The sequence below is a fragment of the Pseudonocardia aurantiaca genome (assembly GCF_039526725.1).
In the GTDB taxonomy this organism is placed as follows: domain Bacteria; phylum Actinomycetota; class Actinomycetes; order Mycobacteriales; family Pseudonocardiaceae; genus Pseudonocardia; species Pseudonocardia aurantiaca.
Genome location: NZ_BAAAJG010000012.1, coordinates 71,699 through 98,224 on the forward strand (window position 1 = coordinate 71,699; position 26,526 = coordinate 98,224).

General features: G+C 71.7%; 23 protein-coding genes and 2 tRNA genes. 6 read left to right on the top strand and 19 right to left on the bottom strand.

From position 1 onward, the window contains the following. Positions 1-4 precede the first annotated feature (4 nt). Positions 5-931: an NUDIX hydrolase gene (locus ABD143_RS20145; RefSeq protein ID WP_343980478.1), complete on the top strand. Its 927-nt coding sequence runs from the start codon at positions 5-7 to the stop codon at positions 929-931. A 142-nt stretch (positions 932-1,073) separates the two neighbouring features. Here the strand turns inward: ABD143_RS20145 and ABD143_RS20150 are convergent, their stop codons facing one another. Continuing rightward, positions 1,074-1,634 carry an HU family DNA-binding protein gene (locus tag ABD143_RS20150; protein ID WP_343980480.1) on the bottom strand — a complete coding sequence of 187 codons (561 nt, stop codon included), beginning with the start codon at positions 1,632-1,634 and terminating at the stop codon, positions 1,074-1,076. Positions 1,635-2,004: 370 nt separating this feature from the next. On the opposite strand from ABD143_RS20150, the gene ABD143_RS20155 reads away from it, so the two are divergent. Then, positions 2,005-2,436 (top strand): MvdC/MvdD family ATP grasp protein, encoded by a 432-nt coding sequence (locus tag ABD143_RS20155; protein WP_343980483.1) that lies wholly within the window; start codon positions 2,005-2,007, stop codon positions 2,434-2,436. Continuing rightward, the gene (locus ABD143_RS20160) at positions 2,433-3,626 is read left to right on the top strand and encodes a methyltransferase domain-containing protein (protein WP_343980486.1); all 1,194 of its coding nucleotides are present in this window, start codon (positions 2,433-2,435) and stop codon (positions 3,624-3,626) included. The genes ABD143_RS20155 and ABD143_RS20160 overlap by 4 nt, the downstream gene beginning before the upstream one ends. 138 nt (positions 3,627-3,764) lie before the next feature. Here the strand turns inward: ABD143_RS20160 and leuD are convergent, their stop codons facing one another. Further along, positions 3,765-4,352 (bottom strand): 3-isopropylmalate dehydratase small subunit, encoded by a 588-nt coding sequence (gene leuD / locus ABD143_RS20165; RefSeq protein ID WP_343980489.1) that lies wholly within the window; start codon positions 4,350-4,352, stop codon positions 3,765-3,767. Then, positions 4,352-5,782: a 3-isopropylmalate dehydratase large subunit gene (gene leuC, locus ABD143_RS20170; RefSeq protein ID WP_343980492.1), complete on the bottom strand. Its 1,431-nt coding sequence runs from the start codon at positions 5,780-5,782 to the stop codon at positions 4,352-4,354. Before leuC ends, leuD begins: the two co-directional genes overlap by 1 nt. A 51-nt stretch (positions 5,783-5,833) precedes the next feature. Between leuC and ABD143_RS20175 the strand changes: the two genes are divergently transcribed. Both ABD143_RS20175 and ABD143_RS20180 read left to right on the top strand, forming a co-directional pair. Then, the gene (locus ABD143_RS20175; RefSeq protein WP_343980495.1) at positions 5,834-6,538 is read left to right on the top strand and encodes an IclR family transcriptional regulator; all 705 of its coding nucleotides are present in this window, start codon (positions 5,834-5,836) and stop codon (positions 6,536-6,538) included. Positions 6,539-6,657: 119 nt separating this feature from the next. Next, positions 6,658-8,580: an Hsp70 family protein gene (locus ABD143_RS20180; RefSeq protein WP_343980498.1), complete on the top strand. Its 1,923-nt coding sequence runs from the start codon at positions 6,658-6,660 to the stop codon at positions 8,578-8,580. 121 nt (positions 8,581-8,701) lie between these two features. Here the strand turns inward: ABD143_RS20180 and ABD143_RS20185 are convergent. From ABD143_RS20185 to gltX, 3 genes are all read right to left on the bottom strand, one after another. Further along, positions 8,702-8,774: transfer RNA gene (locus ABD143_RS20185), tRNA-Glu, on the bottom strand. 48 nt (positions 8,775-8,822) lie between these two features. After that, positions 8,823-8,894 (bottom strand) — tRNA-Gln (locus tag ABD143_RS20190). Positions 8,895-8,957: 63 nt separating this feature from the next. Then, the gene (gene gltX / locus ABD143_RS20195; RefSeq protein ID WP_343980500.1) at positions 8,958-10,451 is read right to left on the bottom strand and encodes a glutamate--tRNA ligase; all 1,494 of its coding nucleotides are present in this window, start codon (positions 10,449-10,451) and stop codon (positions 8,958-8,960) included. A gap of 61 nt (positions 10,452-10,512) precedes the next feature. Here gltX and ABD143_RS20200 point away from each other — a divergent pair, with 61 nt between their 5' ends. Next, positions 10,513-11,832 (top strand): FAD-dependent oxidoreductase, encoded by a 1,320-nt coding sequence (locus ABD143_RS20200; protein WP_343980503.1) that lies wholly within the window; start codon positions 10,513-10,515, stop codon positions 11,830-11,832. A gap of 110 nt (positions 11,833-11,942) precedes the next feature. Here ABD143_RS20200 and ABD143_RS20205 read toward each other — a convergent pair whose 3' ends face one another. The 13 genes from ABD143_RS20205 to ABD143_RS20265 form a co-directional block, all read right to left on the bottom strand. Next, entirely contained in the window at positions 11,943-12,710 is a 768-nt protein-coding gene (locus ABD143_RS20205) for a GNAT family N-acetyltransferase (protein ID WP_343980505.1), read from the bottom strand. Positions 12,711-12,730: 20 nt separating this feature from the next. Further along, positions 12,731-14,371: a citramalate synthase gene (cimA, locus tag ABD143_RS20210; protein ID WP_343980508.1), complete on the bottom strand. Its 1,641-nt coding sequence runs from the start codon at positions 14,369-14,371 to the stop codon at positions 12,731-12,733. A 277-nt stretch (positions 14,372-14,648) separates the two neighbouring features. Then, on the bottom strand, positions 14,649-15,692 hold the full coding sequence (locus ABD143_RS20215) for a 3-isopropylmalate dehydrogenase (protein ID WP_343980510.1): 1,044 nt from the start codon (positions 15,690-15,692) through the stop codon (positions 14,649-14,651). Positions 15,693-16,022: 330 nt separating this feature from the next. Then, positions 16,023-16,613, bottom strand: a complete 591-nt coding sequence (thpR, locus tag ABD143_RS20220) for an RNA 2',3'-cyclic phosphodiesterase (protein ID WP_343980513.1) — start codon at positions 16,611-16,613, stop codon at positions 16,023-16,025. A gap of 1 nt (position 16,614) precedes the next feature. Then, entirely contained in the window at positions 16,615-17,532 is a 918-nt protein-coding gene (locus ABD143_RS20225; RefSeq protein ID WP_343980516.1) for a ribonuclease Z, read from the bottom strand. 39 nt (positions 17,533-17,571) lie between these two features. Further along, positions 17,572-19,176: a phosphoglycerate dehydrogenase gene (serA, locus tag ABD143_RS20230; protein ID WP_343980519.1), complete on the bottom strand. Its 1,605-nt coding sequence runs from the start codon at positions 19,174-19,176 to the stop codon at positions 17,572-17,574. Between the two features lie 290 nt (positions 19,177-19,466). Then, on the bottom strand, positions 19,467-20,459 hold the full coding sequence (locus ABD143_RS20235) for an LLM class flavin-dependent oxidoreductase (RefSeq protein WP_343981077.1): 993 nt from the start codon (positions 20,457-20,459) through the stop codon (positions 19,467-19,469). 151 nt (positions 20,460-20,610) lie between these two features. After that, complete coding sequence (gene ilvC, locus ABD143_RS20240) at positions 20,611-21,615, bottom strand: ketol-acid reductoisomerase (protein ID WP_343980523.1); 1,005 nt, start codon at positions 21,613-21,615, stop codon at positions 20,611-20,613. A 47-nt stretch (positions 21,616-21,662) separates the two neighbouring features. Next, positions 21,663-22,169, bottom strand: a complete 507-nt coding sequence (gene ilvN / locus ABD143_RS20245) for an acetolactate synthase small subunit (protein ID WP_343981080.1) — start codon at positions 22,167-22,169, stop codon at positions 21,663-21,665. Further along, a complete protein-coding gene (locus ABD143_RS20250) occupies positions 22,169-24,127 on the bottom strand; it encodes an acetolactate synthase large subunit (RefSeq protein WP_343980526.1) in 1,959 nt (652 codons plus the stop codon). The genes ilvN and ABD143_RS20250 overlap by 1 nt, the downstream gene beginning before the upstream one ends. A gap of 501 nt (positions 24,128-24,628) precedes the next feature. Next, positions 24,629-25,066 (bottom strand): hypothetical protein, encoded by a 438-nt coding sequence (locus ABD143_RS20255; RefSeq protein WP_343980529.1) that lies wholly within the window; start codon positions 25,064-25,066, stop codon positions 24,629-24,631. Positions 25,067-25,089: 23 nt separating this feature from the next. Then, positions 25,090-25,842 carry a maleylpyruvate isomerase family mycothiol-dependent enzyme gene (locus ABD143_RS20260; RefSeq protein WP_343980532.1) on the bottom strand — a complete coding sequence of 251 codons (753 nt, stop codon included), beginning with the start codon at positions 25,840-25,842 and terminating at the stop codon, positions 25,090-25,092. Beyond that, positions 25,839-26,465, bottom strand: a complete 627-nt coding sequence (locus ABD143_RS20265) for a TetR/AcrR family transcriptional regulator (RefSeq protein ID WP_343980535.1) — start codon at positions 26,463-26,465, stop codon at positions 25,839-25,841. The genes ABD143_RS20260 and ABD143_RS20265 overlap by 4 nt, the downstream gene beginning before the upstream one ends. Between the last annotated feature and the right edge of the window lie 61 nt (positions 26,466-26,526).

Below are 26,526 nucleotides of genomic sequence, written 5' to 3' on the forward strand. Positions count from 1 at the left end.
GAAAATGACCGGACCGAACTCGCGTACGGTCGAGCCCGGCTCTGTCGACGTGCTGGCGGCCGGGGCCGTGCTCTACCGCAGGCGGAACGACGGCGTCGAGCTCGCGCTGGTGCACCGCCCGCGCTACGACGACTGGTCGTTCCCGAAGGGCAAGCTCGACAGTGGCGAGACCATGCCGTTCGCCGCCGTCCGCGAGGTCAAGGAGGAGACGGGCCACGACTGCAGGCTCGCCGCGATCCTCGGCGACGTCCGGTACGCGGTGGCCGACGGCGGCAAGCTCGTGCGCTACTGGGAGGCCGAGTCGCGCGGCGGCGAGTTCACCCCCGGCGACGAGACCGACGAGCTGCGCTGGCTCGATCCCGGCGCGGCGGCGGAACTGCTGTCCTACCAGCACGACGTGGCGGTGCTCGACCGGTTCACCGAGCTGGGCCCGCTCGTCTCGGTGGTCGCGCTCGTGCGGCACGCCAAGGCCGGCAGCCGCAGCCAGTGGGAGGGCGACGACGACCTGCGCCCGCTGTCGGGCTCCGGCCGCGAGCAGGCGCAGCAGCTCGCCCGGCTGCTGCCGCTCTTCGGGCCGGAACGGATCGGGACCGCGCCTCCGCTGCGCTGCCGGCAGACCATCGAACCGCTGGCGGAGGCGCTCGGGCTCCCGATCGCCGAGGAGCCGCGGTTCAGCGAGAAGAACTACTGGAACGAACCGGCCGAAGCGCTCGCGCGCCTGCGACAGATCGCCGCCGAACCGCGCGTCACCGTTCTGTCGAGCCAGGGCGGGGTGATCCCGGACCTCGTCGCCACCCTCGTCGGCGCGGCAGACCTCCCCGGCATCGACCTGAGCGACATCCATGCCCGCAAGGGCAGCACGTGGCTCCTGACGTTCGGGCCGGAGGCGCGGCTGCGGTCGGCGGACTACTACGAGCGCCCCACCGGCTGAACCCGACCCGCACCGGGACGGCGGCCGCCTGAAGAGCAGCGAGGACGAACTGCGCGTTCCGCGTCGGCAACGACGGGTGTGGGGGCGGCGACCTCAGCCGCGGCTCGGGCCTCGTCGGCCTCCAGGGCCGCGGCAGCCGGGCCTACTTCTTGGACTTCGCCTTTTTCGGCTTCTCCGGCTTCTCCAGCTTCACGACCTTGCCCTTCGCGGCCTTCGGCTTCTCCACACTCGCCGCCTTGGCCTGCTTCTCCTGCTTCTCCTGCTTGCCGGCCGTGCCGTTCTTCCCGGCGAACGAGGTGGCGACCTTCGCCTTCCGCGGCTCGGCCGGAGCCTCGGCCACGATGGTCAGGGCAGGGGCGGACGCGGCAGGCGTGGACACTGCGGCGTCGGTCTGCGGGGAACGGCGCGCCGGGCGGGGAGCCGGAGCACCGCCGCCACCCACGGCCGCACGGAAGCCCGCGCCCGGCCGGAACGCCGGGACGGTGGTTGCGGGGACGTCGACGGTCTCGCCGGTGCGCGGGTTGCGGCCCAGACGAGCGGCCCTGGCCCGGCCCTCGAACACGCCGAAGCCGGTGAGCGTGACCGAGTCACCCGATCGCACGGTGTCCACGATTGTCTCGAGCAGTCCGTCCACGGCGGTCGCAGCGGTGCGCCGATCGCCTAGGCGCTCCGCCAGCGCATCCACGAGCTGGGTCTTGTTCATATGTGGACGGTAGATTGCCCCGCTCGCCCGATGCCAGGAGGCTCGCCCCCGTCCCCCACCCCAGGTGCCAGGAACGCCACATATGGGGAAGTTCACCGGTCCGGCCGGATGGGCGCTGGTAGCCGCCTAGCCAAGGGATGGGCGCGTGCCTGGTCACGAAGCGTGACTCTTCTCGGCCGACACGCGTGCTGAATTCCGATCAGCTCCCGTCTATGGTCGCCTTCATTGGTGGGAATTTCCCCACCTGCCGCGACGCTCCCTCAGCGTTCCTCGCGAATCGTCGCCGCAATGTGCGTCGTGTCCGGGCTCGCGCTGTTCCGGTGCGGTCCGTCGACGCAACCCGGCCGGAGAACATGACTGCACTCCGGCCGTGGCGCACGTGGCCTACACCCGAAAGATCACCGACCTGGACGACCTCGGCGGTGTCGACTACGCGGCCCACCTGTTCCAGCCGTTCATCGAGTCGGAGTACGCGGTGCGCCTCACGGTGATCGGGCAGTGCTTCCTTGCCGTGCGGATCAATGCCGGGTCGGAGCGCGCCGCCACCGATTGGCGCTCGGACTACGACAACCTCAGTTATGAGGTGATCGACCTGCCGCCGAGTGTGGCGGCGGGGGTGTCGGCATACATGAAGATGTCCGGGTTGCAGTACGGCGCGTGGGACTTCCTCGCTCAGCAGGACGGGACGTACGTGGCGCTGGAAATCAACCCGGAGGGGAACTACTCGTGGATCGAGGAGGCGACGCCGCTACCGATCAGCGCGTCGATCGCCTCGTTCCTGACCGGAGAGGACCACCCGTGATCGTGGACGCCGGCGACGTCGCGCTGCGGCTCAAACGCCTGGCCGACGAGCTGGAGGAGAAGGGGCGGTTGCGCGACCCCGCGTGGCGGCGGGCGTTCCTGGCGGTGCGCCGCCACGTGTTCGTGCCTCGCTTCTGGCGCGACGAGGAACCGGGCGCGTTCCCCGCCCGCTGGCGGATGATCGACAACGCGACCGTGGATCATCCGGAGTGGCTGGACGCGGTGTACAGCGACCGCACCCTCGCCACCGAACTCACCGGGATTCCCGCGAAGGGTGCGCCGGGGATGCACCCGCAGGTCACCAGCTCGACCACGATGCCCAGCCTCGTCATGGCGATGTTGGAAGCCCTCGACGTGCACGACGGCATGGACGTACTGGAGATCGGCACCGGCACCGGGTACAACGCGGCGTTGCTGTGCGAGCGGCTCGGCGAGGCGCACGTGACCACGATCGACGTCGGCCCGGAACTCACCGCGTTGGCGAGTGTGCGGCTGGATGCGCACGACTACCACCCGCACGTCGTGACCGGCGATGGCGCCGAGGGTGTGTCGGATCGTGCCCCGTTTGATCGGATCGTGGCGACCTGCGGGCTGGATGCGGTGCCGCAAGCGTGGATTGACCAGACCCGCGACGGCGGCAAGCTCCTCGTGAACGTGCTCGGCCCGTGGAACGCGTTTGCGATGGTTCTGCTCACCGTGCACGGCGACACCGCGTCCGGGCCGTTCCTGGCCCAGTCGGGCGGGTTCATGCCGCGCCGGACCGACCCCGAGCGGGCACACGACTACACCGTGGCTGTGCAGCGGGTCGCGTCCGGCCCGGTCGATGAGTGGTACAGCATGCTCGACCCGCAGACGCTCTACACCGATCCGACGTTCGGGTTGATCGCGCAAACCAAGCTCGCCGGGGTCGGCAGCCGACAGATCTACGTGGACGACAGCGAGAACCTCGGTACCGAGATGGCAACCGGCGACGGGACGTCGTGGGCCGTGGTGCACCACAACCGTCACGGTGAGCGCGGCTTCCACGCGTCTCAGGCGGGGCGACGGCGGCTCTGGGATGAGATCGAGGCACTGCACCGCGAGTGGCTTGGTCACGGCCGACCTGCCCACGACCGGTATGGCCTCACCGTCGGCGGCGAGGCGCCGCCGGTCTTGTGGTTGGACGGACCCGACGGCCCGCAGTCGTTCTGACTCAGAACTTCGAGTAGGGGCACAGACGGCCCGCCCCCGTTCTGAGGAGGCGGGCCGTTTTCCGTGTCCGGCCCTACCTGGACGCCGGAATGTGGCTTTCCAGGCATTCGGGACGCCATGCCCCGGGCCGGGCGGGCGTCAGCTCGTTGTCGGCAGCCTGCGCGGGCGGGTCGTCTCGAAGGTCGCGATGTCGTCCGCGTGGCGCAGCGTGAGGCCGATGTCGTCGAGGCCCTCGAGCAGCCGCCAGCGCGTGTAGTCGTCGATCAGGAACGGCACGGTGAGGTCGCGGGCGTGCACCGTCTTCTCCGTCAGGTCGACGGTCACCTCGGTGCCAGGGTCGTTCTCCAGCAGCTTCCACAGCAGCTCGACGTCGGGCTGGGCCACCTCCGCGGCCAGCAGCCCGGCCTTCGCGGAGTTGCCACGGAAGATGTCGCCGAAGCGGGAGGCGATGACAGCCCGGAAGCCGTAGTCCATCAGCGCCCACACGGCGTGCTCACGGGAGGAGCCGGTGCCGAAGTCCGGGCCGGCGACGAGCACGGAGCCGCGGGAGAACGGCTCGATGTTGAGGATGAAGTCGGGCTGCTGGCGCCAGGCGTGGAACAGCCCGTCGTCGAAGCCCGTGCGCGTGACCCGCTTGAGGTAGACGGCCGGGATGATCTGGTCGGTGTCGACGTTGGAGCGGCGCAGCGGGACGCCGATGCCGGTGTGCGTGCTGAACGGATCCATCAGGCGCTCCCATCCGCGAGGTCCTCGGGGGACGACAGGGTGCCGCGCACGGCCGTCGCCGCGGCGACGAGCGGGGACACCAGGTGCGTGCGGCCACCCTTGCCCTGGCGGCCTTCGAAGTTGCGGTTCGACGTGGACGCGCTGCGCTCGCCTGGCGCGAGCTGGTCGGGGTTCATCCCGAGGCACATCGAGCAGCCCGCCGAGCGCCACTCGGCGCCGGCGTCGCGGAACACGGCGTCGAGGCCCTCCTCCTCGGCCTGGAACCGCACCCGCATCGAGCCCGGCACCACCAGCATCCGGACGCCGTCGGCGACCTTGCGGCCCTTGATCACGCCGGCCGCGGCCCGCAGGTCCTCGATGCGCCCGTTGGTGCACGATCCGACGAACACGGTGTCGACCGCCACCTCGCGCAGCGGCGTGCCCGCCTCCAGGCCCATGTAGGCCAGCGCCTTCTCGGCGGCGACGCGCTCGTGCTCGTCGACGATCCGCGCTGGGTCGGGCACCCGCTCACCGAGCGGGACGCCCTGGCCGGGGTTGGTGCCCCAAGTGACGAACGGGGTGAGCGCGTCGCCGTCGATGTGGACCTCGGCGTCGAACGTGGCGTCGGCGTCGGTGCGCAGCTCACGCCACGCTGCGACGGCCTCGTCCCACGCCGCGCCGCTGGGCGCGCGGTCGCGCCCCTTCAAGTACGCGAACGTGGTCTCGTCCGGCGCGATCATGCCGGCGCGCGCTCCCGCCTCGATCGACATGTTGCAGATCGTCATCCGGGCTTCCATCGAGAGGTTCTCGATGACGTTGCCGCGGTACTCGATCACGTAGCCCTGGCCGCCGCCGGTGCTGATCTGCGCGATCATCGCCAGCACGACGTCCTTGCTGGTGACGCCCGGGCGGAGAGTGCCGTCCGCGGAGTTCACGTTGACGGCCATCGTGCGGAAGCGCTTGAGCGGCAGCGTCTGCGTGGCGAGCACGTGCTCCACCTCGGACGTGCCGATCCCGAACGCGAGCGCGCCGAACGCGCCGTGTGTGGAGGTGTGGCTGTCGCCACAGACGACCGTGGTGCCCGGCTGTGTGAGCCCGAGCTGGGGGCCGACGACGTGCACGATGCCCTGCTCGGCATGGTTCATCGGGTAGAGCGGCACACCGAACTCGGCGCAGTTCTTGCGCAGCGTCTCCACCTGGGTGCGGGAAACCGGGTCCGCGATAGGCAGTTCGACGTCGGTGGTGGGGACGTTGTGGTCCTCCGTGGCGAGTGTGAGGTCCGGCCTGCGCACCGGGCGGCCCGCGAGCCGGAGCCCGTCGAACGCCTGCGGACTCGTGACCTCGTGCACCAGGTGCAGGTCGATGTAGAGCAGGTCGGGCTCGCTGCCCTTGCCGCGCCGGACCAGGTGCAGGTCCCAGACCTTCTCCGCCAGCGTGCGTGATGCTCCCACTGCCGGCCTCCTCGCTGGACGTCTCAGATGTCGGGAAGTTAGTATCGCCTTGTGAGACAGCATAGCAGCGGCATCGGCGTCCTGGACAAGGCAGTGGGTGTGCTCCGCGCCGCTGCGGCCGAGCCGTGCGGTCTCGCCGAGCTGTGCGAGCGCACCGGCCTCCCGAGGGCGACCGCCCACCGCCTCGCCGTCGGCCTCGAGGTGCACGGCCTGCTGCACCGTGGCGCGGACGGGCGGTGGCGGCCGGGCCCCACCCTCGCCGAACTGGCGGCGGGCGGCGTCGACCCGCTGCTCGAGGCGGCGAGCCACGTACTGCCGCGGCTGCGCGACATCACCGGGGAGAGTGTGCAGCTCTACCGGCGCGACGGCATCCAGCGCGTCTGCGTGGCGACCGCCGAGCCGAGCAGCGGCCTGCGCGACACCGTGCCGGTCGGCACCCGGCTGCCGATGACCGCGGGCTCCGGAGCCAAGGTCCTCGCGGCGTGGGCCGAGCCTGCGGTGCAGCGCGCGGTGCTTGCCGACGCCACGTTCGGTGAGCGCGTGCTCGTCGACGTGCGCAGGCGCGGCTGGGCGCAGAGCGTGGCCGAGCGGGAGTCCGGGGTGGCGAGCGTCTCAGCTCCGGTACGAGACGGCGCAGGTCAGGTCGTCGCCGCCGTGTCGGTGTCCGGCCCGGTCGACCGAATCGGACGCCGGCCGGGCGTACGCTGGGCTGCGGACCTCCTTGCCGCGGCCGAGGCCCTGCAGCACCGACTGTGACCGTTCGGCGCCCCGGCGAGCAACACCCGCCTGAACGACGGAGTGTCTTGCCGCTAACGTGACCTCAGCTCTGTCCGATCATCACCGAGAGTCGTCGAGCACTGAGACGGGGGACGGCGTTGAGCTATCTGCTCGGCATCGACGTGGGTACCACGCGCACAGCAGCCGCGATCGCGCGGCTGGGCGCGCACCCGGGCGAGACCGAGATCGTCAACTTGGGTGACCGCGCGAGCGCCGTTCCGTCGGTGCTCTACGTCGACGACGACGGCACCATCGTCGTGGGCGAGGCCGCCGAGCGGCGCGCCGTCACCGACCCCGACCACGTGGCGCGGGAGTTCAAGCGCCGGATCGGCGACCCCACCCCGGTGGTCGTCGGGGGCCGCTCCTGGGCCCCCGAGGAGCTGTCGGCGCGGCTGGTCCGCTGGGTCGTCGACCGGGTCACGCAGCGCGAGGGCGGGCGCCCGGCGCGCATCGCCGTGACCCACCCGGCATCCTGGGGCGGCCACAAGAAGGAGCGCTTCGGCAGCGCGCTAGCGGCGCAGGGCATCCCCGTCACGTTCCTCGCCGAGCCGCAGGCGGCTGCGCTGCACTACGCCGCGGCCGAGCGGGTGGAACCGGGATCCACCATCGCGGTCTACGACTTCGGCGGCGGCACGTTCGACGCGGCCGTCGTGCACAAGGACGGCCAGACGTTCAGCCTGCTGGGCCGCCCGGAGGGCGTGGAGCGGCTCGGCGGCATCGACTTCGACGAGGTCGTGTTCGAGCACGTCCTGCAGGGTCTGCCGGAGGCCTTCGAGGGCCTCGACGAGAACGACCCCGCCGTGCTCTCGGCCGTCGCGAGGATCCGGCGCGAGTGCACGGAGGCCAAGGAGGCGCTCAGCAGCGACACCGAGGTGGCCATCCCGGTGTTCACGCCCGCGGGCCAGGGTTCGGTGCGGCTGCACCGCAGCGAGTTCGAGGCCGCCATCCGGCCGCAGGTCGAGGAGACCGTCGACGCGCTGCGCAACGCCATCGCGTCCGCGGGGCTCGAGCCCGCGCAGCTGTCGGCGGTGCTGCTGGTGGGCGGTTCCTCCCGCATCCCGCTCGTCGGCCAGCTCGTCTCGGAGCAGCTGGGCAGGCCGGTCGCGGTCGACGCGGACCCGAAGAACGCCATCGCCATGGGCGCGGTGCTCTCGCTCACGCAGATGGGCACCACGGGCAACGGGCCGATGGCCCCGCAGGTGCCCGCCCCGCGGGTCGGCGGGTCGGCCCGGTTCCCCGTCACCGCGGCGGCACCGCCCTTCGGAGCGGCCCCGTTCGGCACGGCCGCAGGCGCGCAGATGAGCTCCGGAATGCCGCCGGTGCCGGGCCAGCAGGGCGGTGGCGGATACGCGCCGTCCGCGACGGGCACGCACCGGCCTGTCGCCTACGACTCCGGTCCCACCAGTGTCGCCACGCCGCCCACTCAGAAAATGGGAGGCGCGTCGGGCGGTCGGGCAGGCGTCCCGCCCCCGCCCCCGCCGCGACCTGGGTACGGCGAGCCGGAGTACGGCGGCGACCCCTACGAGTACGACCACGCGCCGGAGCCGGCCCCCGGTGGGCGCAGCCCGGCGTTGCTGGTGAGCGTCGGAGGCGCCGCGGCGGCGGTGGCCGTGATCGCCGCGGCGTTCCTGTTGCCGTCGAACTCGCCGGTGCGGGCCGACGCAGCCACACCGCTGGGCAACCCGGCAGCCCCGTCGCAGGTGGTGCAGCAACCGAACCCGGACTCGACGGGCGATCCGTCCGCCCCGGAGACGACGCGGGGGAGCCGTCCGGCACCCGTGCAGCCCACGCGGCCCGCGGCCCCGTCGGCGACCACGGCCCCGCCGGTGACCGCTACTACGCCTCCGGAGACGACCACGCCGCCCGCGGTGACCACCACCACTCCCCCGGCAGCGACCACACCCCCTCCGACGGAGGCGCCGCCGACGACGACGGAGCCAACAGCGGGTCAGCCAGGCCCGGACGGAGCCCCGCCGCCTGCTGCGTTCGGGCCCCCCCGCACCCAAGGCCCGCCGCGCTGATCCACACCGAGGACGCCGGTGCCGCTCGACGCGGTGCCGGCGTTCTTCGTTGTCGCGTCGTTTCAGCAGATCAGCAGATACGAAAAATCCCGTTCCGGCGAACCGGAACGGGATTTCGTTGTAGCCCCGACGGGATTTGAACCCGCGCTACCGCCTTGAGAGGGCGGCGTCCTAGGCCGCTAGACGACGGGGCCATCAGAAACGCTGTATGAGCTTATCAGACCGGATCTGGTGCGTTTCCGCTGGGGTACCAGGACTCGAACCTAGACTAACTGAACCAGAATCAGTCGTGCTGCCAATTACACCATACCCCAAGGGTTCACGTGCATCCGGGTTCCAACTCGTGGAACCGGTGACCGTGCCCTGCGGAGAACACTCTAGCCGAGGCCTCCGGCGCGCTCCAAACCGGCCCTCAGGCGCGCAAGCGACCGCTCACGGCCCAGCAACTCCATCGACTCGTACAGGGGCGGCGACACCGTACGGCCGCTCACAGCCACCCGAACGGGCGCGAACGCCTTGCGCGGCTTGAGCCCCAGCCCGTCGATGAGGGCCTCCTTGAGGGCGTTCTCGATGCTCTCCGTGGACCACTCCGGGAGCGCGTCGAGGCCGGTCAGGGCCGCTTCCAGCACCGGGGCGGCGTCGGCGCCGAGGTTCTTCTCAGCGGCATCGGCCTCCGGGGCGAAGCCCTCCTCGGGCACGAACAGGAAGCGCAGCATGCGGGCGGCGTCCGACAGCACGACGCTGCGCTCCTGCACGAGCGGGGCCGCCGCCGAGAGCAGGGCCCGCTGGTCGTCGGTGAGAGTGCCTGCGATCACACCCTCGGCCTCGAGGTAGGGCTCGACGCGGCGCGCGAACTCCTCGACGGGCATCGCGCGCAGGTGCGCGGCATTGATGGCCTCGGCCTTCTTGAGGTCGAACCGAGCGGTATTGCTCGACACCCTCGTGACGTCGAACGCGGCCACCATCTCGTCCATGCTGAACACATCGCGGTCGTCGGCGATGGACCAGCCGAGCAGTGCGAGGTAGTTGAGCAGCCCTTCCGGCAGGAATCCGCGCTCGCGGTACAGAAAGAGGTTGGACTGCGGGTCGCGTTTGGAGAGCTTGCGGTTGCCCTCGCCCGTGACCAGCGGGAGGTGCCCGTAGCGGAACGGGCCGGTGCCGATACCCACCCGCTGCAGCGCCTCGAGCAGGGCGATCTGCCGCGGCGTGGAGGAGAGCAGGTCCTCGCCGCGCAGCACGTCGGTGATGCCCATCAGGGCGTCGTCGACGGGGTTGGTGAGCGGGTAGAGCGGCGTGCCGTCGCCGCGCGCGAGCACGAAGTCGGGCACCGAGCCGGCCCGGAACGTCACCTCACCCCGCACGAGGTCGGTGAACGAGATGTCGCGATCGGGCATCCGCAGCCGGTACACCGGCGCCTTGCCTCCGGCGCGATACGCGGCGCGCTGCTCGTCGGTGAGGTCGCGGTCGGCGTTGTCGTAGCCGAGCTTCGGGTCCCGCCCCGCGGCGCGGTGGCGGGCCTCGATCTCCTCCGCCGTCGAGTACGACTCGTATACCTCGCCGGCGTCGATCAGCCGCCGCAGCGCGTCGGCGTAGATATCGCGGCGCTCGCTCTGCCGGTACGGGCCGTGGTCGCCGCCCACCTCGGGGCCCTCGTCCCAGTCGAGACCCAGCCAGCGCAGGGCGTCGAGCAGGGCGGCGTAGGACTCGGCGCTGTCGCGGGTCGCGTCGGTGTCCTCGATCCGGAACACGAACCGGCCACCGTTGTGGCGGGCGTGCGCCCAGTTGAACAGGGCGGTGCGGATCAGGCCGACGTGGGGCGTGCCCGTCGGCGACGGGGCGAACCGCACCCTGACGTCGTTCGCTGCGTTCATGATGCGAGCCAGCCTATCGGGGGCTTTCCCCGCACCGGGCACCGGCGCTAGAATTCAACACATGTTGAACAGCGAGCGCACGACCTGCCTCGTCGTCGGCGGCGGCCCTGCGGGGCTCGTCCTCGGCCTTCTCATGGCCCGGGCCGGGGTCGAGGTCACGGTCCTCGAGAAGCACTCCGACTTCCTGCGTGACTTCCGCGGCGACACCGTGCACGCATCCACCCTCACGCTGCTCGACGAGCTCGGGCTCGGCGAGCGCTTCGCCGCGCTGCCGCAGCGCCGCATGGAGCGCGCCCAGGTGCAGCTCGACGAGGGCGTCGCACAGATCGCCGACATGTCCCGGCTGCCCGGAGCGCACCAGCACATCGCGCTGGTGCCGCAATGGGACTTCCTCGACCTCATCGCCGACGCGGCCGAGGAGGAGCCCACCTTCACCCTCCGCCGCAACGCCGAGGCCGTCGGGCTCCTCCACGACGGATCCCGCGTCAGCGGAGTGCGCTACCGCGACCGCACCGACGGCAGCGAGCACGAGCTGCGCGCAAGCCTCACGGTTGCCGCCGACGGGCGGGGTTCGGCCGTCCGGGCGGCGGCGGGGCTGACGCCGCGGTCGTTCGGCGTGCCGATGGACGTGTGGTGGTTCCGGCTGCCGCGCCACGAAAGCGACCCGGTCGGCGGGGTCGCGCGCGTCACCGGCGGCCAGTTCATGGTGCTGATCGACCGCGGCGACTACTGGCAGTGCGCGTTCCTGATCAGCAAGGGCAGCGACGCGGCGATGCGCGCTGCCGGCATCGTGCGGTTCCGCGAGCGGATCGCGGCGCTGCTGCCGTGGATGGCCGACCGGCTCGACGCCCTCGCCTCCCTCGACGACGTGAAGTTGCTGGACGTGAAGCTGGAACGGCTGCGCACCTGGCACCAGGACGGGCTGCTGCTGATCGGCGACGCGGCCCACGCGATGTCGCCGGTGGGCGGCGTCGGGATCAACCTCGCCGTCGCCGACGCCGTGGCGGCCGCCCGCATCCTCGGCCCCGCCCTGCGGTCCGGCGGGATCGTGCCGCGCTCGCTCCTGCGGCAGGTGCAGCGGCGGCGCTGGTGGCCGACGGTCGTGATCCAGGGCGGCCAGCGGCTCGCCCACCGGGCCGTGCTCGGCGGGCGCACCGCGGACGCCGACGCGCTACTGGCCCCGGCACGGGACCTGCCGCCCGTCGGGTTGGGGTCGGTCGGCGACCAGCCGGCCCCGCTTTCGGAGCTGCCGCTCCCCCTGCGGATGCTGCAGCGCTTCCCGGTGCTGCGGGGAGTGCCCGCCCGCCTGATCGCGATCGGCCCGCTGCCGGAGCACGCGCCCGACTGGGCGAGACGGGCGCCCGACCGAGCGACCTCCTGACCGCCGAGATCAGCGGCGGTGCTCGGAGTACTGGTTCAGGAGCGAACGACCTCCTCGTTCTCGCGCACAGCCCTGCTCGCGGTCATTACGGGCGATTCCGGACAGCCGCGTTAACCAGGCTCGACGACCCCACACTGCCCGACCCGGTGGAAGCCGACCCGCTCGTAGACCCGGGTCGCGGTGTCGTCGCCCGCCGCGAGGAACACCACCCGGGCACCGGCCCCCCGCGCCGCGGTGGCCAGCAGCGCCGTGACCGCCGCCCCGATCCCACGCCCACGCGCGCGCTGCGCCGTGCCGATCCCGACCAGCTCCGCCACGTCCCCGGCGCGCTGCACCGAGCCCGCGGCGACCGGCCCGTCGGCGTCGGTGACGAGCAGCCGGGCCACCGAGCCCGCAGCCAGGTCCGCGCGCAACGAGGCAAGCTGGCCGCCCGACACCGCCCCGGGGACCGGTGCCCCGAACGCCGCAGCAGCCACGGCGTTCACGGCATCCGCCGCGCTCGCCAGGTCACCGTCGGCGGGGCCGAGCAGCCGCGCCGAGCAGCCGGGCGGGAGCGGAGCGGGCTCCGGATCGCGATCGAGCACGAGCAGCGGGCACACATGCACCGGCAGGCCGGACGCTGCCACCGCGGCCGTCATCGTCGGGGCCTGCGCCAGCACCCACTCGAAGGCCTCCGGGATCCCGAGCGCGCGCTGGCGGGCCCGCATCCGCTCCACGTCCGCGGCCACGACCGGGGCGCCGCCGGGAACCGGGCGCGCGTAGAGCGGCCAGCCGGGGCCGTTGCGGGTGAACAAGCGCAACGGCCCGTCGTCGACCGCGGTGGCCCACTGCCTCGGCACCGCGTCGCAGAACTCGTCGATCTCCCTGAGCACGTCCACATCGGGAGATCCTGCTCGCGTCAGCGGGCGGCGGCGACCGCGTTCCGCTCACGCAGCGCGGCGAAGGCGAGCGCGTCGACCAGCGCCAGCCACGACGCCTCGACCACGTTGCTGTGCACACCGACCGTCGTCCAGGAACCCGACGGGCCGGTGGACGCCAGCAGCACGCGCGTCACGGCGTCCGTGCCGTAGCTGTCGGAACGGCCGGTCGTGAGGATGCGGACCTTGTAGTCGGACAGCTCCACCTGCGACAGCCACGGGCACGACGGCGTGAGCGCCGCCCGCAGCGCCGCGTCGAGCGCGTTGACCGGGCCGTTGCCCTCCGCCGTCGCGATCTGGCGCTGCCCGTCCGGGAGCACCACGCGGACTGTCGCCTCCGCGACGACCGCGGCGTCCGCTCCGTGCTCGATGATCACGCGGTAGGACTCCAGCGCGAACGGGACGCGCGCGCCGTCGCCCATCGCCGAGCGCATGAGCAGCTCCAGCGAGGCCTCCGCGGCCTCGAACGACCAGCCTTCCGCCTCGCGCTCCTTCACCGTCGCCACCACGGACGACACCGCGTCGGGATGGCCGGCCAGGTCGAGGCCGAGCTCGGAACCCTTGAGCTCGACGCTCGCCCGGCCGGCCATCTCGGTGACCAGCACCCGCTGCCCGTTGCCCACGACCTTCGGGTCCATGTGGTTGTAGAGCTCCGGGTCCACCTTGATCGCACTCGCGTGCAGCCCCGCCTTGTGGGCGAACGCCGACGTCCCGACATATGCCTGGTGGGTGTCGGGAGCGATGTTGGCGATCTCCGCCAACGCGTGCGAGGTGCGGGTCAGCTCGCCGAACGCGCCGTCCGGTAGGACGGGCATGCCCAGCTTGGTCACCAGGTTCCCGACGACGGCGAACAGGTCGGCGTTGCCGGCCCGCTCGCCGTAGCCGTTGGCGGTGCACTGCACGTGCGTCGCGCCGGCCTGCACGGCCGTGACCGAGTTGGCCACCGCCGAGCCTGTGTCGTCCTGGCAGTGGATGCCGAGGCGGTAGCCGGTGCGCGCGGCCACCTCGGTCACCACCTCGGCGATGCCCAGCGGGAGCATGCCGCCGTTCGTGTCGCACAGCACCGCGACGTCGGCGCCCGCCGTCACGCCCGCCTCCAGCACACGCAGCGCCGTGTCCGGGTCGAACCGGTAGCCGTCGAAGAAGTGCTCGGCGTCGAGGAACACCCGCCTGCCCTCGCCGCGCAGGAACGCGACGGTGTCGGCCACCATCGCGCAGTTCTCGTCGACGTCGGTGCGCAGCGCCCGCTCGATATGGCGCCGGTCGGACTTCGCGACGAGCGTGACCACCGGCGCCTGGCTGTCCAGCAGGGCCTTGACCTGCGGATCGGCAGCCGCGGTCGTCCCGGCCTTGCGGGTGGCCCCGAAGGCGACCAGGGCGGCGTGCCTCAGCCGCAGCTCCCCGGCCGCCGCGCGCGCGAAGAACTCGGTGTCCTTCGGCAGCGCGCCCGGCCAGCCACCCTCGATGAACCCGACGCCCAGCGCGTCGAGGTGGCGGGCGACGGCGAGCTTGTCGGCGACGGAGTAGCTGATCCCCTCCCGCTGGGCGCCGTCGCGCAACGTCGTGTCGTAGACGTGGAACGCGTCTCCGAGCGGGGTTCCGGCCGGTTCGGTGCGGGACATCCGGGGGGCTCCTGGGTTCGACGGGCGTGATCGGGCAACAAAAAAGACCCCCCGCGGATGCGAGAGGTCTGCGCGTCGGCTGTGGAACTGTTAGCCGACGCGCCTGTCGATAATGATCACGCAGAGGTGCTGCACGAGGCCGAGCATGCCACGCCGGTCCCAGAAGGTCACGCGACGCTCCCGGATGGTGGGACGTAGGCCCCTCCCCAGGGTCAGGAAAGCCACATTCAGGTCCTGGGGTTCCTGAATGTGGCTTTCCTGATCTTCGCACCGAGCACTAGCTACTCGGGGTGCCTGCGTGGCTGCTCACCAGGGCCGCCAGGCGGTCGCCGATCGACTGGGTGTGGCCCGTGGCGCTGTGGTCGCGGGTGGCCAGGTCGAACGCCACCGCGGCCTCGATGCGGCGGGCCGCGTCGCGGTTGCCCAGGTGGTCGAGCAACAGCGCAACCGAGAGCACCGCGGCCGTCGGGTCGGCGATGCCCTGCCCGGCGATGTCCGGCGCGCTGCCGTGCACCGGCTCGAACATGCTCGGGTTGCGCCGGCTCACGTCCAGGTTGCCGCTGGCGGCGAGCCCGATGCCGCCGGTCACGGCGGCCGCGAGGTCGGTGAGGATGTCGCCGAACAGGTTGTCGGTGACGATCACGTCGAACCGGCCCGGGTCGGTGACCATGTGGATCGTGGTGGCGTCGATGTGCTGGTAGGCCACCGCGACCTCTGGGTGCTCCAGCGACACCTCCTCCACCAGCCGCGACCACAGCCGTCCGGAGTAGGTCAGCACGTTGGTCTTGTGCACCAGCGTGAGGTGCTTGCGCGGCCGGCGCGCGGCCCTCGCGAACGCGTCGCGCACCACCCGCTCGACGCCGAACGCGGTGTTGACACTCACCTCGGTGGCGATCTCCTGCGGGGTGTCCTTGCGAAGAAGGCCGCCGGTGCCGACGTAAGGGCCCTCGGTGCCTTCGCGCACGACAACCATGTCGATCTCGGAGTTGCCGGCGAGCGGTCCGCGCACGCCGGGGTAGAGCCGCGCCGGACGCAGGTTGACGTGGTGGTCGAGCTCGAAGCGCAGCCGCAGCAGCAGCCCGCGCTCAAGGATCCCGCTGGGCACCGACGGGTCGCCGACGGCGCCGAGCAGGATCGCGTCGTGCTCCTGCAGCTCGGTGAGCACCGATTCGGGGAGCAGCTCTCCCGTGGAGTGCCAGCGCGCGGCACCCAGGTCGTAGGTCGTGGTCTCCACGCCGGGCGAGACCTCGTTGAGAACCTTGAGAGCCTCGTCGATGACCTCCGGCCCGATGCCGTCGCCCGGAATGACCGCAAGGCGCATTGCCGATGTCCCCTCTCCATGGCTCCGAAGCAGCCGGGCGCACGTTACCCGCTGCGACGGCGCCGCTCCGCCGTCCACCACCCGATCGCGGTCACCCGCTGAGGTGGAAGTACTGCAGAGGTGCGCCGGCGGATCTCCATCCGGGCGCGACGCACCCCCAAGTGGGCCATTGTGCCGCCCCCTCTGACCGGCCCGGACGCCACCCCGCCCGTGGTCCGGGACGAACCGCCGCAACGGGACAACCGAGGGTCACAGGTGGAGCTCCGATTCCCGGTCCGGACGGACCGGGTGCATGCGGTGACAGCGGGGTGGCCCCGCTGATGCCCAACGTCAGCGGGGCCACCCCGCTGACGTTTCCGGGCTCCCCTGCGGCCGGCCCGTCAGGGGCCAGCCCTCAATCGGTTCGTGGCGCGCGCCGCCGCCCGGGCCGGCTCCCAGATGGCTGCGCACGAGGTGCAGCTCCGCCGCCTCCCACCCCTGGCCCGAGAAGCCCTCCAACGCCTCGACCACCGGCCGCAGGTCCGTCGCCTCGCGCGTCCTGGCCAGGGTGAGGTGCGGGCGGTAGGGCCGCGTCTCGACGGCCAGACGGGCCCGTCGGGCGGCGGCCTGCACCGACGCGGCGAGCCGGCGCAGCGGGTCGACGTCGCCGCGCACGCGCGTCCACAGCACCCGGTCCCCGAACCGCCCCGCCGACGCGAACGACAGGGTGAGCGGGGGGTGCCGGGTCGCGGCCCGCCCGAGCCGCGGCACGAGGTCCTCCCGCTCGCGGTCGCCGACCTCGCCGAGGAACGCCAGCGTCAGATGCCACTGCTCGGGCGGGGTCCAGCGCAGCTCGGGATGCTCGGCCCGCACGCCGCCCGTCGCGGCCACGAGTTCCTCGACGGCGACCGCAGGCGGGGTCAGCGCCACGAACAGCCGCACGTCACCGCCTCCGCGGCGGGACCGGGATGCGGGCTAGGTCTGCGGCCACGACCATGTCGCCGCCGTACACCGCGGCCGCCTCCTCGGCGAACCGCTCCGACTCGGGGTAACGCTGCGAGAAGTGGGTGAGCACGAGCCGGCGCACCCCGCACGCCGCGGCCACCTCCGCAGCCTGGCGCGCGGTGAGGTGGCCGTACTCGCGGGCGAGCGCCTCGTCCTCGGCGAGGAACGTCGACTCGATCACCAGCATGTCGACGCCGTCGGCGAGCGCGTAGACGGCGTCGCAAAGCCGGGTGTCCATCACGAACGCGAACTTCTGGCCCGGGCGCGCCTCGCTCACCTCGTCGAGCAGCACCGTCCGGCCGTCCACGTCCAGTCGCCCGGCCTGCTGCAGCCTGCCGACGTCGGGCCCACGGACGCCGCGGCGCTCCAGTTGCCCGGGCAGCATCCGCCGCCCGTCCGGCTCGACGAAGCGGTAGCCGAACGCCTCGACGGGATGGTCGAGCCGCCGCGCCTCCAGCACCCCGGCCGGCATGACCGCCACCGGCCCGTCCGCCTTCACCGGCTCCTCACGCAGGTCCGCGACCTCCCGATACGCGGTGGCATACCGCAGCCGGGCGAACCAGTGCGCACCCGACGCCGGGTAGTGCGCGTGCACGGGGTGCGCGACGCGGTCGAGCGAGAGCCGCTGCACTACGCCGGGCACGCCGAGGCAGTGGTCGCCGTGGAAGTGCGTGAGGCAGATGCGGGTGACCGCGCTGCTCGCCACCCCCGCGAACAGCATCTGCCGCTGAGTGCCCTCACCGGGGTCGAACAGCAGGCCCTCGGCGTCCCAGCGCAGCAGGTAGCCGTTGTGGTTGCGGTGCCGGGTCGGCGCCTGGCTCGCCGTGCCGAGCACGACGAGCTCGCGCGCCGACACGTGCCCTCACCCACCCCGCGGGCTGCCGTCCCCCGTGTCTCAGTCGTCGAAGGAGATCAGCCGCGTGGTCCTCGCGCCGACCGACGCGCCGATCGGCTCCAGCACGGCCGGGTCGACCGGCCGGTCCACGCGGAGCAGCATGATGGCGTCCCTGCCGTCGGTGGTCTGGCTGATCTGGGCCGCCTCGATGTTGACCGCGGCCTCGCCGAGCAGCGAGCCGACGCGGCCCATCACACCCGGACGGTCGGCGTACTCGAGGAGCACCACCTCGCCCTCGGCACGCAGGTCGAAGTGGCGGCCGTTGACCTCGACGAGCTTCTGCACCAGCGCCCGCCCTGTCAGGGTGCCGGAGACGGTGATCGACTCGCCGTCGGGCATCGCGGCACGCAGCTGCACGACGCTGCGGTGGTTCTCGCTCTCCGGCGCGGTGGTCAGCTCCACGGTGACACCGCGCTCGGCCGCGAGGGCGGGGGTGTTGACGAACGTGACCTGGTCCTCCACGACGTGGGTGAACACGCCGCGCAGCGCCGCGAGCTGCAGCACGGACACGTCCTCCGCTGCGAGCTCACCGGCCACGTCGACGGTGACCGACGTGGGCACCCGCCCGGCCAGGGCGTGCAGCACGGTGCCGAGCTTCTGCACCAGCGGGAGCCACGGCCGCACCTCCTCGCCGACCACGCCGCCGACCTGGACGTTCACCGCGTCCGGCACGAACTCGCCTGCCAGCGCGAGCTGCACGGACTTCGCGACGTCGGTGCCCGCGCGGTCCTGCGCCTCGTCGGTGGATGCGCCGAGGTGCGGGGTGACGACCACCTGCGGCAGCTCGAACAGTGGGCTGGCGGTGGTTGGCTCGGTGAGATAGACGTCGACACCGGCCCCGCCCACGTGGCCGCTGCGCACGGCGTCGGCGAGCGCGTCCTCGTCCACCAGGCCGCCGCGGGCGGCGTTGACGATGAGCACACCGGGCTTCGTGAGGGCGAGCTGGTCCTTGCCGATGAGCCCGAGCGTCTCCGGCGTCTTCGGCAGGTGGATGGAGATCGCGTCGGCGCGGCGCAGCAGGCCTTCGAGGTCGGTGAGCTCGATGCCGAGCTGCGCGGCGCGCGCCGGGGCGACGTAGGGGTCGTAGGCGATGAGCGTGACGCCGAACCCGGCGAGCCGCTGCGCGACGAGCTGCCCGATCTTGCCGAGGCCGACGACACCGATCGTCTTGCCGTTGAGCTCGGTACCGGTGAACGAGCTGCGCTTCCACTGGCCCTGGCGCAGGCTCGCGTCGGCCGCGGGGATGTGGCGCGCGGTGGCCATCAGCAGTGCGACGGCGTGCTCGGCGGCGGACACGATGTTGGAGGTCGGCGCGTTCACCACCATCACACCGCGGGCGGTGGCAGCGGGGACGTCGACGTTGTCGAGCCCGACGCCGGCGCGGGCCACGACCTTGAGCCGGGTGGACGCGGCCAGCGCCTCGGCGTCGACCTTGGTGGCGGAGCGCACGAGGAGAGCGTCGGCGTCGACGATCGCGGCCAGCAGCGCGGGACGGTCGGTGCCGTCCACGTGGCGGATCTCGACCTCGTCACCGAGCATGGCCACCGCGGACGGCGCGAGCTTCTCGGCGAGCAGTACGACAGGGCGGGTGGCGACGGTGCTCACGGCGGTTGCACTGCTCCCGGATCGGCGGCTGGTTCCGTCCTCGATCGTAGATGCGCAGCTCGGCCGGGGTCCCGGCGGCGTGGGCGGGGCGACACACGAACCGGACGAAAGCACCCGCACGGGCGCTCCCTAATCCGGCGACTCGGGCGCACGAATGCCGCGACTCGCGGGTGAACGGCCGCGAGTCGCCGTGTTCGGGTGCGCGAGTCGCTGGATTTGTGTCCCTGTGTCGCGAAGTTCTGCCGGGCAGGCGGGATCAGTGGGCAGGCGGGATCAGTGGGCAGGCGGGATCAGACGGTCGCGGCCCGCATCAGCCCGGCCAGCAGCTCGAAGGACCGGAACCAGCCGGGCCGGTCCACCACGGGGCACGTCACGATCAGCTCGTCCGCGTCGGCGCGGGCCGCGAAGTCCTCCAGGTAGCGGGCGACCTCGTCGGGAGTGCCTGCGGCGGTGTACCGCGTCATCGACCGGATCTCCTCCCCCGCCGGCAGCTCCAGGACGGCCTCGGCCTCGTCGTCGGTGAGTGTGTGGCCGCCACGGCTGACGAACAGCTTCACGCGGTTGCGCTGGACGGCGCGCACCCGCTCGGCGGCCTCCTCGGCGGAGTCGGCCGCGATCACGTTCACGCCCGCCATCACGTGCGGTGCCGAGAGCTGCCGCGAGGGCCGGAACTCGCGGCGGTAGAGCGCGACGGCCTGTTCGAGGGCCTGCGGGGCGAAGTGTGAGGCGAACACGTACGGCAACCCGAGTGCGGCGGCGACCTGCGCCCCGTAGAGCGAGGAGCCGAGGATGTAGAGCGGCACGGCAGTGCCGGCGCCCGGGTAGGCCTGGACACCAGGGACGGCGCTCTCGCCGGACAGGTACGCCTGCAGCTCCTGCACGTCCTGCGGGAACCGGTCGGCGGCCGCGGGGTCGCGGCGGAGTGCGGTCACGGTCTGCTGGTCGGTGCCCGGAGCGCGGCCGAGGCCGAGCTCGATGCGGCCGGGGTGGAAGGTCGCGAGTGTGCCGAACTGCTCGGCGATGACGAGCGGCGAGTGGTTGGGCAGCATGATGCCGCCGGAACCGAGCGTGATCCGCTCCGTCTGGCCGGCCACGTGCGCGATCACCACGCTCGTCGCCGAGGACGCGATCGCGCGCATGTTGTGGTGCTCGGCGTACCAGATGCGCCGGAACCCCCATTCCTCGGCGCGCTGGGCGAGCGTGACGGTCGCGTCGAGCCCGTCCTTGATCGTCTCCCCCTCCCCCACGGTGGCGAGATCGAGGATCGACAACGGCAAGGGCAGGGACACAGCGCAGACCTCTCGCTCGGGGGACAGTCCCTCCAACGTCCCGGCTCCCCGCCTTCTTCCGCTCAAACGCGCGAACGGCGCCCCGTCCCCGCGAGGTGGACGAGCGCCGTTCGTGCGGTGCTGCTCAGAAGGGATCAGACGCGGCTCAGGTGGCCTTACTGCCCACCCAGCTCATCAGGCCACGCAGCTTCTCCCCGACCTGCTCGATCGGGTGCTCCTGGCCCTGCTTCTGCAGGCGGTTGAAGGTGGGACGCCCGTTGTCGTCCTCGGCCACCCACTCCCGCGCGAAGCGCCCGTCCTGGATCTCGGCGAGGATCTGCTTCATCTCCTCCTTCACCGCGGGCGTGATGACACGCGGGCCGCGGGTGAGGTCGCCGTACTCGGCGGTGTCGGAGATCGAGAAGCGCTCGTTGGCGATGCCGCCCTCGTACATGAGGTCGACGATCAGCTTGAGCTCGTGGAGGCACTCGAAGTACGCGATCTCCGGGGCGTAACCGGCCTCGGTGAGCACCTCGAAACCGGTCTGGACGAGCGCCGCGGCACCGCCGCAGAGCACGGCCTGCTCGCCGAAGAGGTCGGTCTCGGTCTCCTCCTTGAACGTGGTCTCGATGACGCCCGCGCGAGCGCCGCCGATGGCCGCGGCGTAGGAGAGGGCGAGCGCCTTGGCGTTGCCGCTCGGGTCCTGCTCGACGGCGATGAGCGCGGGCACGCCCTTGCCGTCGACGAACTGCCGCCGCACCAGGTGGCCGGGTCCCTTCGGCGCCACCATCGCCACGTCGACGTCCGCCGGGGGCTTGATCAGCTCGTAGCGGATGTTGAAGCCGTGGCCGAAGAAGATCGCGTCGCCCGGCTTGAGGTTGGGCGCGATGTCGTCGGTGTAGATGAACCGCTGCTTGGTGTCGGGCGCCAGGATCATGATCAGGTCGGCCTCGGCGGACGCCTCGGAAGGCGTGACGACCCGCAGGCCCTCGTCGGCGGCCTTCTGCCGCGACTTCGAGCCCTCGGGCAGCCCGATCCGCACGTCGACGCCCGAGTCACGCAGCGACAGCGCGTGCGCGTGCCCCTGGCTGCCGTAGCCGATCACAGCGACCTTGCGGCCCTGGATGATCGACAGATCGGCGTCGTCGTCGTAGTAGATGTTCACGCTCATGACGGGTCGCGCATTCCTCTCGGTGGTTTCTCGAACCCGGGACTTCTCTAACGGACGGCGGCCGCGGTGATCGACCGGGGCCCGCGGCCGACGGCCACCATCCCGGACTGCACCATTTCGCGGATGCCGAAGGGCTCGAGGTTCTTCAACAGCGCGCCGAGCTTCTCGGCGGTGCCGGTGGCTTCGATGGTGAGGGCTTCCGGCGTGACGTCGACGGCCTTGGCCCGGAACAGGTTGACGATCTCCAGCACCTGGCTCCGCACCGCGGGGTCGGCCCTGACCTTCACCAGCAGCAGTTCCCGCTGCACCGAGGCGGCCGACTCCAGCTCGACGATCTTGATGACGTGCACCAGCTTGTTGAGCTGCTTGGTGACCTGCTCCAGCGGGAAGTCGTCGACGGCCACGACGATCGTCATGCGCGACACGTCCGGGTGCTCGGTCGGTCCGACGGCGAGCGACTCGATGTTGAACCCGCGGCGCGAGAACAGCCCGGAGACCCGGGCGAGCACGCCGGGCTTGTCCTCGACCAGGACCGACAGGGTGTGCCGCACCATCATGATCGTCCACCCTGCCCCATGGCCTCCGCGGCGACCGCGCCGGTACCGGCGTCGTCAGCTGCGATCTCGTCACCCTCGAACAGCGGCCGGATGTTGCGGGCCGCCATGATGTGGTCGTTGCCGGTGCCGGCCGCGACCATCGGCCAAACCTGCGCATCCGCCCCGACCACGAAGTCGATCACGACCGGACGGTCGTTGATCTCCATCGCCTGGTGGATCACGCGGTCGACGTCGGCCTTGGACTCCGCGCGCAGCCCCAGGCAGCCCATCGCCTCGGCGAGAAGCTTGAAGTCGGGGATGTGGTGCTTGTGCGTGCCGAGGTCGGTGTTGGAGTAGCGCTCCTGGTAGAAGAGGTTCTGCCACTGCCGCACCATGCCGAGGTTGCCGTTGTTGATGATGGCGACCTTGATAGGAATGCCCTCGATGGCACAGGTTGCGAGCTCCTGGTTGGTCATCTGGAAGCAGCCGTCGCCGTCGATGCACCACACGACGGTGTCCGGGCGGCCCATCTTCGCCCCCATCGCGGCGGGCACCGCGAAGCCCATCGTGCCGAGCCCGCCGGAGTTGAGCCACGAGCGCGGCTTCTCGTACTTGATGAACTGCGCGGCCCACATCTGGTGCTGACCCACGCCCGCGGCGTACACGGCGTCGGGGCCGGCGATCTGCCCGATCCGCTCGATGACGTACTCCGGCGAGAGGGAGCCGTCAGCAGGCCAGTCGTAGCCCAGCGGGTAGGTCTTGCGCAGCTCGTCGAGCTGGGCCCACCACGCCGTGAGGTCCGCGGTGCCCGACGCCCGCTCGGCGCGCACGGCCTCGGTCAGCTCGACGATGACCTCCTTGCAGTCGCCCACGATCGGGACGTCAGCGCGGCGGTTCTTCGAGATCTCGGCCGGGTCGATGTCGGCGTGGACGACGGCGGCGTGCGTGGCGAACGTCGAGAGCTGGCCGGTGACGCGGTCGTCGAAACGCGCCCCGAGCGCCACCAGCAGGTCGGCCCGCTGCATGGCCGCCACCGCGGCGACCGTGCCGTGCATGCCTGGCATCCCGACGTGCTGCGGGTGGCTGTCCGGGAACGCGCCGCGGGCCATCAGCGTGGTGACGACCGGGATGTTGGTGAGCTCGGCCAGCTGCTTGAGCTCCTCCCATGCCCTGGCCTTGAGCACACCCCCGCCGACGTAGAGCACCGGGTGCTTGGCCGCGCACATGAGCCGCGCGGCCTCGCGGATCTGCTTCCCGTGCGGCCGGGTCGTCGGCCGGTAACCGGGCAGCTTCATCTCCGGCGGCCAGGAGAACGTGGTCTGCTCCTGCAGCACGTCCTTCGGGATGTCCACCAGCACCGGGCCGGGTCGGCCCGTGGACGCCAGGTGGAACGCCTCCATGATCGCGCGCGGGATCTCCGTCGCGTCGGTCACGAGCATGTTGTGCTTGGTGATCGGCATGGTGATGCCGGTGATGTCGGCTTCCTGGAACGCGTCGGTGCCGATCAGGGCGCGCGACTGCTGCCCCGTGATCGCGACGAGCGGGATCGAGTCCATGTGCGCGTCGGCGATCGGCGTCACGAGGTTCGTGGCGCCCGGCCCCGAAGTCGCCATACAGACCCCGACCTCGCCCGTGGCCTGCGCGTACCCCGTGGCGGCGTGGCCTGCGCCCTGCTCGTGGCGCACGAGCACGTGCCGCACCTTGGTGGAGTCGAGCAGCGGGTCGTAGGCCGGGAGGATCGTGCCGCCCGGGATGCCGAAGACGACCTCGCAGCCCACCTCCTCGAGCGAACGCACGAGCGACTGGGCGCCGGTCATGGGCACCCCGTCGATGCGCGGCGCGGTGGCCCCGGTGTCTACGCGCTGGGCTCCGTCGACGCGGGACGGCGCGCTCGGGGACTGGCGACCCGGAGGCGGCGCCGGCTTCGGCGCCTGCGGCCCGGGAACCGGGCCGGAACGAGGCGTTGCGGTGGTCATCTGCTTGTCAGCTCCGCGGGGAGGTGGGGGTCCGGACATGAAAAAACCCCCGGCCGCCGGGTAGGCGGAACAGGGGTGGCGCGTCGACGACCGAGGGCTGCTCAGGCGTGGACGCGCCTGATAAGTACGAGCACCCGGACAGCGGACATGCCAGCGACGCTAGCCGCCGGATCGAGCGCGCGTCAATTTCCTGGGATCTGAGTACCAGATCGTGGGACGGGATCGGTCGGCCTCGCCGTCGCGGCACAGGCCGGCAAGGTTGCCGACCCGTGCAGACTCGAGGTCTCCAGATCATCTCCGGGCGTCGTCCCTCCGGGGCGGACGCGCCGCCCCCGCACGGGGGTGGCTCAACATGCCTGCAGTCCGTCGAACCTCGCACCGTTCGCGTACTGGTGGGCCACCGTGCCGTTCGGAGGCACGATGAGACATGCGCTGTCGAACCAGAACGCGATAAGTCGGCATTTGTTCCCCCTGCTCGCAGGCACAATGCCCAGAAAGCACTCAGTCCATCTGAGCGAATCGCGGATCGACAGCCGGGTCTCCGCCTTCGCTGACATCCAGGTCGTGCACTGTCCGCAGGAGATCATCGAACTCGGCTCGGTCGATTACCGTGAGCCATTCGGGTTCGAACGTGCCCTCCTCGGCGGATGTGTGCCGCCGCCGCACCCAGTTCACGAGGACGTGACGTGGTCCCACAGAGACGACGCTCCCAGGGTGATCGGGGCGCAACGGGACCGCTGCACGGATGTCCTCCGTGGGAGGCGCCCACTTCACCAGCTGACCCTCTTCCACGCTGTCACTATCACCCCCAGTCGCGCGCACCCAGACCCCGACTCGCGCGCATTCACGCCCCGACTCGCGCACTGCGGTGACCGAGTTGCGGACGGTCAGTGCGCCGTCCCCGACATCGACAGCACCGCCGCGCGTCTGAGTGATCACAGGTTCCTCCGAATCGGTCCGGACTAGAACGGAACCTCGACATCGAGAAGGCCCCTGCCCTTGGCCCGGCGGGACACGGTGCGGCAGAACTCGACGGCGTCGAGCTCGAACTCGGGGCCACCGCTCCCGAACGTCCAGCGGCCGCCGGCCGGACCGGTGAGGGTCAGGGTGCAGCCGCCGCCGTGACGGCCCGCCCACTCGGCGACGACGTCGGCGACGATCACGCCGTCGTGGTCGGGCGTGAGCACGAGGTCGCGCCCGGTGGCCCGGGCGACGTCGATCCGGTGCATCCAGGTGTCGCGGGTGAGGATCGTGTCGAGGAGGAAGCCGACCGTCCAGTGCTCCAGAACGCCGCGGATCTCTATCGGGCCCGGCATCGGCGCCTCGCGCACCTCGACGGGCGCGGCGGCGCGGCCCCTAGCTGCGAGCGGCCCGGCCTCGGCGTACCGGTCCACGATCTCGGCAGGGCTCATGTCCCGCCGTTCCTCGACCTGCAGGCCGGTGAGCGCGTCGATGAAGACACCCCCTCGCCGCGCCGCCTCCTGGTTCTGGCGTTGCTGCTCCTCCGGTGAGGCCGCCATCTCGGCCATGCCCAGGTTGTGCGCGGCCACCTCGCGGACGTCCCACGCGGTGCAGTCGGTGCGCCGCGTCCAGTCCTCCGGTGTGAGCTCGCGCAGGAGGTCGAGCAGGCGCCCGTACTCGGTGGCGGCCAGGCGCATGGCGCGCTCGTGGTCGAGGGCGGAGCGGCGTGGGGCGTACACGTCGGCGTTGGTCATCGGTCCTCCTCCGGGAGGTTCTGGGAGTCACGAGGCAGATGGAGCTCGTTTGCGTACATCTCGACGGCGCGGTCGATGAGCCGGGCCCATCGTGTGCCGCCCGGGTCGTTGGCCCACTGCTGGTCGACCAGCCCGCCGAAGAGCGCCACGAAGAGGTCGACGTCGGCGCCGTCGGTGATGCCGATCGCCGCGAGGCGGACGTGGAGCCGCTCCAGCACGCGCACGGCCGGGGCGTAGCTCTCCGGGCTCGGGGCGAAGTCCGGGATGGTGCGCAGGTTCATCAGCTGGTGACGGGCGAGGTCGGCGACCGCGAAGTCGAAGAACCTGCGCGCGAACATCCGCAGGGCGGCCCGCGGCTCGCTGGGCACTGAGGGCTCATCCGCGTCGACGAGCTGCTCGAACTCGGTCCACGCCTGGCCGAACATCGCGTCGTAGATCGCGTGCTTCGAGTCGAAGTGCGAGTACAGCGACGGCGCCCGCATTCCCACCCGCGCCGCCACCTCGCGCAGCGTCAACGCGGCGATCCCGTGCTCGCGCGCCACCTCCCAGGCGGCACTCAGGATCTCGGTACGCGCACCCTCACGCCGTTTGGTCCGCCAACTCGGCGTAGCTTCCCCTAACACGATTAGGAGTGTGGATTGGGTCACCACCGTTGTCAACGGCCTGCCGGACCGGAATGCGACG